Genomic DNA, 14,208 nt, shown 5'->3' with positions numbered 1-14,208 from the left:
GTCAATCGACCGGCAGTGGAGTTGACCGTGAACTCCCAATCTGCCTCGCACGACGACGATGCGCTGGTGTTCTGGATCGACCCGGACGGTCGCATCCTTGATGTCTCCGAGCCGGTGTGTGGGTTCCTCGGATACAGTCATGACGAACTTGTCGCCTTGTCCATCTGGGACATTAATCGGGACTTCCCGGCTGAACGGTGGCCCGAGCATTGGGCCTCCTTGCGCGCCGCCCGCCGACTCCGGTTTCAGGGCCGGCATTGGCGACGCGACGGATCGACGCGTGACGTCGAGGTCGTCGCCCACCACGTCCGCATCGGCGGGCAGGAGCATAACTGCGCCATCACTTACCCCCTAACGAATGGCCAGAGGTCCTACGTGACCTTGCGCGAGAGCGAAGCACGCCTGGCGCTCGCGCTCGATGTGTCGGGACAGGCGTTGTGGGAGCTGGACCTGAACACCGGACAGGCTGTGTTCAGCGAGGCGCATGCCACCCTGCTCGGGCGCCCCGATATGAGCCGTGCGGTGGACCTCGCGACATGGCAGGGGTGGGTCCATCCGACGGACCAAGATCAGATCGCAAGCCTCTACGACGACTGCATATCGGGCCGCCGCACGGACATCGCCGTCGATTTCCGCTTTCAGCATGCGGACGGTCACTACATGTGGTTTCGAGCCGTTGCGCGCGTGGTGCAGTGGGACGAGATGGGTCGCCCGTTTCGGATACTGGGCACACACCTGGACATCACCGAAAGCAAACAGGCCGAAAAGGCCCTTCAACTGACCCAGATCTCCATTGACCGGGCGTCCATCGCCATCTTCTGGCACGACAGCGACGGGAAGCTTATCTACATAAACGACCAGGGCTGTCGGTCCCTCGGATACGATCGTGACGAACTGATCGGAACCGGCGTCGAGGTGTTCGACCCGGATTTCTCCCGCCAGGCTTTCTATGAAGTCTGGGCTCAACTGCGAAAAGATCACCTTCACGTTTTTCAGACGCGACATAGGACAAAAGACGGTCATTTCTTTTCCGTCGAAATATCAGCAAACTACATATCAGTCGGGGACAAGGAAATAATCCTGTCTTTTGCCCAAGATATTACTGAACGCAAAAAAGCGGAACAAGACATCCGTTCATCTGAGGCGTTCCTGAACAGCATCATTGAACAAAGCCCCATGCCATTGATCATTTTCGACACGACGGGGCGTGTCGTCCGCTACAACCACGCTGCCATTGCGCTTTTCCGCGCGACTGGCGCACCCGAGGTCCTCAACGACTACAAACTGTTCAAGGACGACCGGACCCAGAACGGCGGGCATCTAGAGCTGATCCGGAGGGTCCTGTCCAAGGGAGTGACCGCCCGCTTTCAAAGCCTTTTCGAACTGCGAAGAACGGGCCCCGGCGAGGTTCTGCACCTGGACACGAGCGTGTTCCCGATCCGGAACGCCGAGGGAGCCATCACGCACCTCGCGATCAGTCACCTCGACATCACGGACCTGAAAGAGGCCGAGGCCAAGCTGCGCTACCACCTGGATTCCGAACAGGCGCTCGGCGACATCTCCGCCTTGATGATCAAACCGGGGTGGGACGACCTTGATACGCGGCTCGATTGGATGCTCGCGCGCATCGGGGACCTGACGCGGGCGGATCGGACGTACCTGTTCTCCATCTCCCCCGACGGTAGTACCGCGACCAACACGCACGAGTGGTGTGCGCCTGACGTCGTCCCGCAAATCCAGGACCTCCAGGCGCTGCCCGTCTCGGACTACGCGTCGTTTTTCCACAGGCTCGGAGAGGGGCAGGTGATCGCGGTCCGCACCAGCGATTCTGACCATGACCTGCGGTTCAAGCCGACATTGCTCGAACCCGGCCTGCATGCGCTGATCTGTATTCCCGTGATCGGCGGGAACCGGTTGCTTGGTTTTCTTGGGCTGGATGCTCTCAAACGACGGCGTCCGTGGTCGGAGAACGATGTCCGTTTCCTGCGTCTCGTGGCTGAGATCATCGCCCACACTTGGCAACATCTTGCATCCTATCAGGCCCAGCGCGAGCATATGCGGTTCCTGGAAAGCCTGGACCGCATTTCCCGGATCCTGACCCGGCCCGAGCGAGACGCCTCAATCCTGGCAGATCTCACCCAGGAGCTTCGCGACATCTTCCAGGCGGGCCGGGCCTATCTGCTGCACCCATGCGATCCCGACGCCAAAACCATCGAGGTCACCATGGAGGCCGCCCAAACCGACTATGCCGGGGTTTTGCCAGAGTCGCGTGTCATCGAACCGAACGAAACATTGCGGGCCGTGTTTCGGCAGGCGCTGGCCCGCAAGGGACCCGTCATGACAGGCTTCGAGCCGGAGTCGGAGGACTTCAAGGCGTACGGGACGCGCAGCCGCATGGCGATCGCGCTTCGCCCTCAGGCACAAGAACCCTGGCAGCTTGGGCTCCACCAATGTGATGCGCCGCGCGACTGGACCGAAAACGAGCAACGGCTGTTCCAGGCCATCGCCGAGCGGATCGAGGACGCGCTGTCGGGTTGGCTCTTGCTCCGGCAACTCACGGAGAGCGAGAGCCGCTACCGCGCCGTGTTCGACAATGCGATGGATGCTATCATCGTCAACGACACCGAGGGTCGGATCCTGGCCGTCAACGACTCCATGCTCAGAATGTTCGGACTGGAGGACGGCGAAGCATCGACCTACTCGGTCATGGACCTGGGCGGCCCGGAACATGACGCACACCAGCACCGCGCGTTGTGGAGCCGCCTCATAGAGGGCGGGATCGAGCGCTCGGAGTGGATCGCCAGAAGGCCCAAGGACGGCTCCCTGTTTCCTGTCGAGGCCCTCATCCGGGCCATTCCCTTCGGGGACGGCCGGGCCATCCTGGCCAATGTCCGGGACATGACGGATCGCAAACGCGCCGAGGAAGCCCTACGCCAGAGCGAGGAACGGTTCGCCAAGGCGTTCCGGGCCAACCCGGCGGCCATGATCATCTCGACCATCGAGGACGGCCGCATCATTGACGCCAATGATCGCTGGCTGGACCTTTTCGGAGCCTCGCTTGAAGACCTGATCGGCCGGACCACCACAGAGGCCGGTGTCTGGCAATCCCCCCTGGATCGCACCAACGCGATTGAGCAACTCCAACGGGACGGCATGGTCCGGGACATCCCGATTGTGTTCTATACCAGCACCGGAACACCGCTCGACATCCTCTGGTCCGCCGAAATCATCTCCATCGGCGACGAGAAAGTGTTCCTGTCTTCGATCCACGATCTTACAGAGCAGAAACGCGCCGAACGGGCCCAGCGTGAAAGCGAGGCCCGGCTGAGCGCGGCCATTGAGAGCATTCCCTTCGACTTCTTCCTTCTCGATATCGACGGCCGCTACGTTATGCAAAATTCCGCATCCAGGCGGCGATGGGGCGATGTCATCGGCCAGCGCGCGGCGGATACGACCGTCCACCAAGGACGTGACGCTCGGTGGGAGGCGAAACTGAATGGGGTGCGGGCTGGAGAGATTGTCGACGAGGAACTCCAGGTGGCGGCGAACCGCGACGTCCGCTTTTTCCGCAACGTCCTCGCCCCCGTGAAGGACGGAGAGACCCTCCGCGGCATTGTCGAATTGACCGTGGATATCACCGCGCGGAAGAACGCGGAAAACGAGCTTAACACTTATAGAAGCCATCTTGAGGATCTGGTGTCCGAACGCACCGCCGCCTTGCAGCAGGCCATGAACCAGTTGATGCAGGCCGAGAAACTGGCGTCGTTGGGAAACCTGGTCGCCGGCCTCGCGCACGAACTGAACACGCCGCTGGGCAATGCCCGCATGGTGGCCAGCACGCTTGGCGAGCACCTCGTGGGCCTGGCCACCGCCGTCGAGGGTGGCGCGCTGCGCCGGTCGCACCTGATGGAGTTCCTGCAAACCGGACGCGAGTCCGTCGACCTGCTGGAGCGCAACACGGTGCGCGCGGCGGACCTGATCAGCCACGTCAAGGAAGTCGCCATCGATCAGACCAGTGTCCGCCGCCGCGTGTTCAACCTGTTGCAAACCACCGAGGAAGTCCTGTCCACCATGCGCCCAACGCTGAAGCGCACGGACCACCGGATCGAGGTCGACATCCCCCCCGACCTGGAGATGGACAGCTTCCCCGGCCCCTTGGAACAGATCATCACCAACCTCGTCTCAAACTCCCTCACGCACGGCTTCGCTGGCAAGCCGTCGGGCGTGATCCGGATCGGAGCGCGAGCCCTGGGTCAGAAGTCCATCCTGTTCTCGCATGCCGATGATGGCGTCGGCATTCCGCCCGACGTGCAGGCACGGGTGTTCGATCCCTTCTTCACCACGCGGCTCGGCCAGGGCGGCAGCGGACTGGGCCTGTACATCGTCTACAACCTTGTGACCGGTGCGCTCGGGGGAAAGATCGAGGTGAAGAGCGGTAACGGTGAGGCGGGCACAACCTTCATTCTGACCTTGCCCCACTGTGCCCCTGAGCGAGAGTCCTCGCAGAAAATCGGTGCCTAGCGCGGATTTTTCACCAGCCCGCCCCCTGTGTTGCAGATGGCCGAGGTCGCGGTCCCGCGCGGCCTGTTCCGGCGCATCCTCGACTCGACCGGTAATCTCCGAAAGCGGGACGCGACATAATGCCAACGATTTTGGTCGGTCATACGGAGAGGGCGACAGCCGAAGTGCGTCCGCATCGTCGCGGAATGGACCGGTATCGCGCCTTTCGGGTCGGGCAGGGCGGGCGGAACGACGGTGGTGCGGCGAAGAACGCGAGGGCACGGTCCGTGAGTTTTGACTTAGACAGCGCGCCCTAGTCATTTGATATTTAGGGAAATCGTCGTTGCGAGCCGGTCCGGATCGCTCGGGTGGCGCTCTCTCATCACATCATTCCGCCTTCCGAATGCACCGATATCAGGCTATTCTGCCGTTTGTTTGGAATGGATGGGCCGCTCAAACGGGAAATGTCGGACCAAATTAAAGCGGTTTCTGGCGATAACATCATCTTTGGAGTTTCATGTCGCCGTTTCGGGTGCAGGTGCGACGCAATTCCGATGATCAGCAGTCAGGACTCAAACGGAGGTCGGTCGTTTCCAACGTGGAGCTTGTGAGCGGCGAGGGAGGGGTCTTCAATCGCCTGAAAACTGGGATGTGGCCGTGTTTCAATCTTTCTTTGCGCGAACCACTGCGGTATCAGGTCACGATGCGGGGCCGCTTTCCATCGCCGCGCCGGTTCTAAACCGGCCCCTTCGCCAACAGGTCCTGCTGCCGCTGACACTGGGGCTTGTCCTCTTGGTGGTTGCCTTCGCCGCGTTCCAGTTGTTCCAGGAGCGGCTTGCCCTGAACGCCCGAAGCCGGGACATCGCGGAGGGCGTGACCCAGGACTTGGGCGCGGCCCTTCGTCAACAGGCGAAGGCCCTGTCGGCCCTGGTGACCCTGGTCGCGCGCGACCCGGAGACCTGCCGCGGGTTGGAGGCGCTTGACCGGGACCGCCTCCTGGCCCTGCACGCGGACACGTTCGCGGACCTGCGACGGCGCCACGATATCACCCATTTCTATTTTCACAGGCCGGATCGGGTGAACCTGCTGCGCGTTCACCTGCCGGCCCGGCACGGCGACCGGATCGGGCGCGCGACCATCATCGAAGCTGCGCTCAATGGTGAAGAGTCGTCCGGCATCGAACTGGGGCCGCTTGGCACCTTCACGCTGCGAGTCGTCCGGCCCATCTTCGCGGACGAGAGGTTGATCGGCTTCATCGAACTGGGCATGGAGATCGAATCGCTTCTGGAAGAGGTCGGGAACAGCCGGGACGTCTCGCTTGCGCTGCTGATCGACAAGGCCTTCCTGAACCGGTCCGACTGGGAACGCGGCATGGCGATGCTGGGTCGTCCGGCACAGTGGGACCTTTTTTCCCGGGCGGCCCTGATCTACCGCTCGGATCGGCCCATGCCGGACGGCTGGCAAGGTTTCGCCACATTGGGCGACGGAACACGTGCTCCGCGCCTTGTGGCGAACCTCGTCGACGGTCACGCCTGGCATCTGATTGCGGCGCCCATGTTCGACGTGTCCGGAACCAATGTCGGCCGCCTGCTCGTGGCGCGCGACATCTCGTCGAGCGTCGCCGTCTTCCTTCAGCACCTGGGGATTGTGTTTGCGCTGGCGGCGGCGGTGATCGGCACCCTGATGGTCGCCCTGTCGCACTTGCTTCGCAAGGCCGACCGCACCATCGCCGCCCAGCAGGCCGGCCTGGCCGTCAGCGCCGAACGACTGGACCTCGCCACCGCGGCCGCTGGCATCGGCATCTGGGACCTTGACCTGGATATGGGGTCGGGGTTGTGGGATGCCCGCATGTTCGATCTGTACGAGCTGCCGGCTCAGCCGCGACCGCCGTCCATTGACATGTGGTTGTCCATGGTCGACGCGCAGGACAGATCGCGGGTCGAGTTGGATGTGAAGTCGGCGCTGGCGGGAACCGGCTACGTTGACACGGCGTTCCGGGTCAACCTGCCGTCGGGACGGACCCGGCATGTGCGCTCCATGGCCCGGGTGGTGACGGACTCCGGCGGGCAACCCCGGCGCATGATCGGCGTCAACTATGACGTCACGGATCTGGTCGAGGCGCAGCGCAGCCGGGCCGCCCTGGCGGCCGTGGTCGAGAACACGAACAGCCTTGTCGCCGTCAAGGATCTGGACCTGCGCATCATCGGGGCCAACCAAGCCTATGTCGACCGCGCCGGGCACGCCTCCATGGACGACCTCCTGGGCCGGACCGAAGCCGAGGTGTTCGGTGAGGATACGGAGCGCGTCCGCGCCAGCATGACCGACGATCGCCGGGCCCAGGCCCTGCCGCGCGGTGCGGTGATCGAGCGCGAGGAGACGATCCTCCAGCCCGACGGCGGCTTCAGGACCTATCTGACCCGCAAGCATCCGATCTACGGCCAGGACGACGCGGTGATGGGCACCGGCACCATTGCCCTCGACATCACCGAGCGGAAACGGCTGGAGGTCAGCCTCGCCGCCTCGGAGCGGCGGTTCCGGGATCTGGTCGAGACCACGTCGGACTGGATCTGGGAGGTGGACCTGGACCTGCGCATCACCTTCTGCTCGGCCAACGTTGAGAGTGTCCTGGGGTATACGCCGGAGGAACTTCTCGGGCACACGAACATGGATTTCATCAATGCCCCGGAAAGTCTGCCCGCCGTCAAGAGGACGTTGGAGACCGCCATCGCCAACCGCGCCCCCATCCGTGACATGGAACAGTGGCTGCGCACGCGCGAGGGCGAGTTGGTCTGTGTGGTGACCAACGCCGTCCCGATCCTGGACGAGCACGGTGCCCTGATCGGCATGCGGGGCACCAACCGCGACATCACCCTCCGGCGGCGCATGGAGGATATGCTCAAGCTGCGCAACCGCGCGCTGGCGGCGGCGGCCAACGGCATCGTCATCACCAGTGCCGAGGACGATCAGCCGGTGGTCTACTGCAATCCGGCGTTCCAGCAGATCACCGGCTACACCGCCGACGAGATCATGGGCCGCAACATGCGGTTCTTGCACGGCGACGACGAGGACCAGGAGGCCTTGGCTGAACTCCGGATCGTGCTGAAAGAGGGATTCCGCGATGGCCAGCTCTTCCACGGCCTGCTGCGCAACTACCGGAAGGACGGCACGATGTTCTGGAGCCGGCTCAGCATAGCGCCGGTGGTGGATCACAAGGGTCGTGTCAGCCACTTGGTGGGGATCCAGGAGGACGTGACGGAAACCAAGCAGCGGGAGCAGGAGTTGCAGCAGGCCCGCGAACAGGCGGATCAGGCCAACCGGTCCAAGTCCGACTTCCTGGCAAAGATGAGCCACGAACTGCGTACGCCGCTGAACGCCATCATCGGCTTCTCGGATGTCATGAAAGCGGAGATGTTCGGTCCGCTCGGAGCATCCCGATACCTGGACTACATGGAGCACATCCACAACAGCGGCGGGTTCCTCCTGGCGATGATCAACGACATCCTGGACATGTCGAAAATCGAGGCCGGCCGCATGGTCCTGCATGAGGCGATCGTGTCTTTGCCCGACGTGGTCCGGTCCGTCCAGGAGATGACCCGGGCCGACGCGGACCGGCGTGGTGTGGCCGTGCGGGCCGAGACCGTCGAGGCGATGCCCTGCGTTTGGGCGGACGAGCGGGCCGTCAAGCAGATGCTGATGAACTTGGTCTCCAACGCCATTAAGTTCACGCCGCGCGACGGGGTCGTCACCCTGTCGGCCGCGCTGGCCGACAACGGGGGGGTGGTGGTCGAGGTCGTCGACACGGGAGTCGGCATCCCACCGGAAGACCTGGACGCCGTTCTGGAGCCCTTCCGCCAGTCCGGACCCAGGCATGACACGAATGAGCCGGGGACGGGCCTGGGCCTGGCGCTCGTGCGCTCGCTCATCGAACTCCACGGTGGGCACATCAAGCTGAGCAGTACGGTCGATGTCGGCACGCGCGTCTACCTCCGGTTTCCGCCCGAGCGATCACGGGCACCGGCCTCCGTCTCGGCTGACTAAGCTGGCGCAGCGCCGTCCTGCCTGCACCCTTTTTTTGCACCGTCGGCACCGACGGCCCACACCGGGCGGTTCCGGTCCACTTCGCACCGCTCAAGCTCGCCCATTTTCGCCGACGCCGATACGCTCAGGCGGCCCGGTTCAGCGGCAGAGTGATGATCGCCTTGGTCCCGGGGCCTTTCCGGGTTGCCACGGCAAATGCATCACCATGAAGTTCAGGAAGACCATTCACCAGGGGAAATCAAGATCCGCGCCTTCGGAGCGCCTTGAAAATTAAGACTCCGCGTGCCCGAATATCTCCATGGTCGTCACGAGTTCCTGCCCCGTCATGTTCATCCCGAGTTCGGTTGTGCGGTTTGGTAGTTACTTTCTTTAGGCAATAATTTCGCTTTTATTTATGAAGTCGATATCCGGCTTCAACTTGATCACTTTGATGTGTGTGTGAGTGTGGCCCGATCTATTCGCCTCGTATCCGCGCACACCTGGGACAGATCGTCCGGACCCTCGGTGACGAGGATGACGCCTTGGGTCTGTGCGCGGTATCCGCCTTGCCCCCGTCCGCGCGGAGGCAGGGCGGGCAATACTGCCCAGGGCCGGGTTTAGGTCCAACGTTCGGTTCAGTGGGCGGGAATGTTCTTTCGCTTTTCAACTTGGTGTTCGTTCCGATGCCATTGAGGTTAAGGTTGCGAGGCACATAGTAGGGAGTCACATAGTATATATTGATTTCTGCAACTTGCGTCAGAGCTTGCTTTGCGGGCAGGATGGCCCGCTGGTTCAGTGTGGGCTGCCACAAGCAGTCAGGCAGAGCTGGCGGCAACACAACGCTAAGGACGGAGCCTGGTGGATAGCAACGTTTTAGACATTCTGTGGATCATTGTTTCCGCGGCGCTCGTGTTGTTCATGCAGGCTGGGTTTCTGTGTCTTGAGACTGGGCTGACCCGCTCCAAGAATAACATCAACGTTGCGATGAAGAACACGGTGGACTTCACCGTGTCGATGATGGCCTTCTGGGCCACCGGCTTTGCTCTGATGTTTGGCGGCTCCTGGGCCGGGCTGGTCGGCGCCGAAGGGTTCTTTCTCCGTGGCGTCGAGACGCCCATGGAAATGGTTTTTTTCCTCTTCCAGGCGCTGTTCTGCTCGACTGCGGTGACCGTGGTTTCGGGCGCGGTCGCTGAGCGGCTCTCTTTCGCCGCGTACGTGGGCCTGTCGCTTCTGGTCGCCACCCTGATCTATCCCGTGTTCGGCCACTGGGCCTGGAATGGCCTGGACGACCCTGCCATGGGCGGTTGGCTGGGCAAGGCCGGGTTCGTCGACTGGGCTGGCTCGTCGGTGGTTCATTCGGTGGGCGGGTGGGTCGCCCTGGCCACCCTGCTGATTATCGGCCCCCGGGCCGGACGCTTCAGCGCCGACGGCTCGGTCAACGACATCAGCGTTGCCAGCCTGCCCCTGTCGGCCCTGGGGGCGTTGATCCTGTGGTTCGGCTGGCTCGGTTTCAACGGCGGCTCGACCCTGTCCCTGACACCCGACATCGCTGGCATTGTCGCCAACACATGCCTGGGCGCCGCGGCGGGGAGCGTGCTCGCCCTGGTCATTGGCTGGGTGCGCGACGGCAAGCCGCATGTCTTGCCGGCGATCAACGGCATTCTGGCCGGATTGGTGGCGGTCACCGCCAACTGTCACGCCGTCTCTCCGGGTGCGGCCGTGGTCATCGGCGGCCTCGGCGGCGCGGTGGCGATGGGCCTGGCCTCCTTGCTCCTGCGCTTGAGGATCGACGATGCCGTGGGCGCCGTTCCGGTCCACCTGGGCGGCGGTATCTGGGGGACCGTGGCGGTCGCCCTGTTCGGCGACCCGGAATCGCTGGGCACCGGTCTGGGCTGGACGGAGCAGCTTGAGATCCAACTGACCGGCGTGGGCGCCTGCTTTGCCGTCGCGTTCGTTCTGCCCTTGGGTTTGCTGTTCGTCCTCAACCGGGTCTACCCATTGCGGGTCAGCCCGGAGGTCGAGCACATCGGCCTCAACGTCGCGGAACACGGCGCACGCACGGAGACCTTTGACTTCTTCCGGGTGATGGAGGAGCAGGCGATGAGCGGTGACCTGTCGCTGCGCGTCGAGGCCGACCCCTTCACCGAGACCGGCCAGATCGCGGCCCGCTACAACCAGGTGATGGACCACCTGGAAACGGCGGTGGCGCGAACCCGGGCAATTGTCTCGACCTCGGCCGACGCCATCTTTGTCGCTGACCCGGCCGACCACGCCATCCTGTCGCACAACCCGGTCGCCGAGACCCTGTTCGGGCTGGCCGGATCGGACCTAGAAGGCCGGCCGCTGGACGCCCTGCTGCCCGGCCTGCTGATCCCCGGCAGGGACCGGGCGGAGGGAACCCGCGAGGTGATCGCCCTGCGTCAGGATGCCTCGCGCTTCCCGGCCGAACTGACATTGGCCCGGGCCGCCAGCCCTTCGGGCGAGCTTCTGATCGCGACGGTGCGCGACATCACGGAGCGACGGCACGCTGAATCGGCCCTGCGAGAGAGCGAAAGCCGCTTTCGCACCATCTTCAACACCGCCGGCCTGGGGATGGCGGTGATCGACCCAGAGGGCCGCATTCTGGACGCCAACCCGGCCCTGGCCCGGATGCTGCTTGGAAGGGTTGACGAGGCCAGTCGCGCCGAAATGATCGGACACGATCTGGGCCCCCGGGTTCACCCGGCCGACTTCCCCACCCTGAACCGCGCCGTGCGCGCCAAGATCGCAGATCCGGCCAGCGCCGAGCAGAAACTGGACGTGCGCTTCCGACTGCCCGACGGCGTGACCATTTGGGCCTTGGTCGTGCTCAACCAGATCCGTCTTGAGCGCTTGTCCGATCAGCCTCTTTGCATTGCCATCCTTGAGGACATCACCGAGCGCAACCGCACCCGCGAGGCGCTGCGCCTGTCGGCCATGGTCTTCGAAAGCACCAACGAGCCGATTATCGTCTTCAATGCCGGCGGTCAGGTGGAGCAGGTCAACCAGGCGCTGCTCAAGACCCTGGGTTACGCCGCGCGAGAGGTGCGCGGCTTGGACCTGCCCCAATTCTGCTCGGTTCGGTACGAGCGCGCCTTCTATGAAGATGTCTTCCGGACCCTTGAGCAGAGCGGCCGCTGGCAGGGCGAGGTTCTGGCCCGGTGCAAGTCCGATGAGTTGATCCCGGTCTGGATGAGCCTGTCGGAGGTGCGCGACGGCGATGGCCAGCGGACCAACACCATCGCCGTGCTCAGTGATCTGAGCGAGCGCAAGCAGCGCGAGGAAACCGTCTGGCGGCACGCCAACTTCGACCAGACCACCGGGCTGCCCAATCGCCGCCTGTTCCTGGATCGCCTGAGTCGGGCGGTCGCTCAGGCGGCGCGCTCCGGCGAGAAGGTGGGGCTGTTCTTCCTCGATCTCGACCGCTTCAAGGCGGTCAACGACACCCTTGGCCACCGGGCCGGTGACGCCCTCTTGGCCGAAACCGCACAACGCCTGATCCGGGGGGTCCGGGCCTCCGACACCGTGGCCCGGATTCACGGCGACGAATTCACCGTCATCCTGCAGAATCTCAGCCGCTCCGACCAACTTTCGGTGGTGGCCGACACGATCATCCAAATGCTGGCGCAGCCCTTCAACCTGCCCGAGGGCGAGGCGAACATCTCGACCAGCATCGGCATCGCCGTCTATCCGGATGACGGCACCACCCCGGAAGACCTGTTGCACCATGCCGACGCCGCGCTCTACCACGCCAAGGAGCAGGGCCGGGCCAACTATCAGTTCTTCACCAAGGAACTGAATCTTCGTCTGGCCCGCCGCAACGCCCTGGAAAGCGACCTCAGGCGGGCCATCGGGGCCGGCGACCTGTTCGTCCTCTACCAGCCCCAGGCCCGCATCGCCGACGGAATGATCGCCGGAGCGGAGGCCCTGGTCCGCTGGACTCGCCCGAACGGCGGACCCGTGTGCCCCGACGAGTTCATTCCCCTGGCCGAGGAAACCGGCCTGATCCATGCCTTGGGCGAACACGTCCTGGCCCAGGTTGCCGCCGACATGCGAGACCTTGCCGACCAGGGCCTTGGGCATCTGGACATTGCGGTCAATATCTCGCCGCGCCAGTTCCACGCCAAGTTGGGATTGGAGGACACCATCGAACGGGTTCTCGGCGAGGCCGGCCTCTCCCCCAGCCAACTGGTGGTGGAGATTACCGAAGGCGGCATCATGGCCGATGAGGAGCAAAGCCTCGCCATTCTGAAGCGACTCGCCGAGCACGGCATCCGGGTCGCCCTGGACGACTTCGGCAAGGGGTACTCCTCCCTGTCGCGGCTGAAGAACCTGCCCATACAGGCGCTCAAGCTGGACCGCGAGTTTATCGCCGGCATCCCCGACGACCATCGCGACTGCGCCCTCGCCACGGCCATGATCCGCATGGCCCGCGACCTGTCCATCGAGGTGGTCGCCGAGGGTGTGGAAACCGACGCCCAGTTGGAATTCCTGAAAACCCTAGGCTGTTCCAAGGTTCAAGGCTACCTGATAGGTCGCCCTACCTCGCTTGAGCATTTGATCGAACTGGCCCAGGCCGGTGGCGCCAGCACCGCCTGATCATCCCCAGCCAGGACACGGCCATGGCCTGCGATCAACGCGCCATTTGCGGCCGCGAGGCAGGGCAGGGCGGTGACATCGCCCTGGTGGACATCGCCCTGGTGGACATCGCCCTGGTGGACAGGGGGCGGCACCGCCCGGCATCTTCGGGCAGCCGCCGTGGTGCGTGGTGCGACGGTCCCTTCCGCTGCCGCCGGGGTGGACGCCGATTTCCAGGATGTCGCAAGGATGGGTCAGGCGGTCGAATAGCGCGGTAGCCCTCTTGGCCTCGCCGAATTCGTCGAGAACCAAGAGGTTCAGCGGACGTGGCCGTCGATGTCGGCCTTGTGTTCTTCGTCGTGCCGGCCGTGCTGATGGGGATCAGTCGGGTTGTCGGGATCCGCCGGTGTCGGCCCGTTCGGCCACCATGTGCCAGTGCCAGGAGCCGGGCCGGTGGTGAACGACGTCACGCAGCGACAGCAGTTCGAACCCATCGAACAGCGCCACCAGTTCGCAAGCATTGCAATAGAAGTGCGGGTGCGCCTTGTCGGACACGCCGTCGAGCACGAACGTGTCCGGGGCAACCTCCGTGCCCTTGCCATAATCCGTGTTGCGCTTGGACAGCATGGTGCCCTGGTACAGCCCGCCAGGACGCAGAACCCGCCGGATCTCGGCGATGGCTCGCTCCACGATCGGACGGTCGCCGTGATAGATCACGTTCCAGGCCAACACGACATCGAATGACGCGTCCGGGAACGGCAGCTCGGTCATCACGCCTTCGCGCAGATCCAGCGGCAGCCCGGCCCGATCCGCGGCCAAGCGGGCCTGGGCCAGACCCTCGGCGGCGCCGTCCAGCCCGGTGACCCGCAGGCCCCGGGCGGAGGCCAGCAGGGCATGCCGGCCCACGCCACAGCCCAGGTCCAGGAAGGTCGCGGCACCGCGCGCCTCGGCGAGGTCGAGCAGGTCATGCACGTCGGGTTCCGGCGTCAGCCAGTCGGCGCGCCCGGCCGCGTCGGCCCAGGTTTCGTTCCAGTGGTGGTGCGCGGTATCGGTGGACCGGGTCTCCGGCATGACGTTCCCTCCCAAACGCGGCCG

The 14,208-nt window shown here is 64.1% G+C and carries 4 protein-coding genes; 3 read left to right on the top strand and 1 reads right to left on the bottom strand.

Features of this window, described 5'->3' with window-relative positions:
• Window positions 1–27: 27 nt before the first annotated feature.
• The 3 genes from BLS85_RS14325 to amt all read left to right on the top strand — a co-directional run bounded on the left by BLS85_RS14325 (window position 28) and on the right by amt (window position 13,134).
• Window positions 28–4,521 carry a PAS domain S-box protein gene (locus BLS85_RS14325; RefSeq protein ID WP_176793761.1) on the top strand — a complete coding sequence of 1,498 codons (4,494 nt, stop codon included), beginning with the start codon at window positions 28–30 and terminating at the stop codon, window positions 4,519–4,521.
• Window positions 4,522–5,157: 636 nt separating this feature from the next.
• A complete protein-coding gene (locus tag BLS85_RS14320; RefSeq protein ID WP_176793759.1) occupies window positions 5,158–8,538 on the top strand; it encodes a PAS domain S-box protein in 3,381 nt (1,126 codons plus the stop codon).
• 837 nt (window positions 8,539–9,375) lie between these two features.
• Window positions 9,376–13,134, top strand: a complete 3,759-nt coding sequence (gene amt / locus BLS85_RS14315) for an ammonium transporter (RefSeq protein ID WP_092787420.1) — start codon at window positions 9,376–9,378, stop codon at window positions 13,132–13,134.
• A gap of 360 nt (window positions 13,135–13,494) precedes the next feature.
• Here amt and BLS85_RS14310 read toward each other — a convergent pair whose 3' ends face one another.
• Window positions 13,495–14,184 (bottom strand): class I SAM-dependent methyltransferase, encoded by a 690-nt coding sequence (locus tag BLS85_RS14310; protein ID WP_092787419.1) that lies wholly within the window; start codon window positions 14,182–14,184, stop codon window positions 13,495–13,497.
• Window positions 14,185–14,208: the final 24 nt, after the last annotated feature.

This window comes from Rhodospira trueperi (assembly GCF_900101965.1).
Classification (GTDB): Bacteria; Pseudomonadota; Alphaproteobacteria; order Rhodospirillales; family Rhodospirillaceae; genus Rhodospira; species Rhodospira trueperi.
The sequence above is the reverse complement of the archived record's forward strand: the minus strand, read 5'-3'. Positions and strand labels throughout refer to the sequence as shown.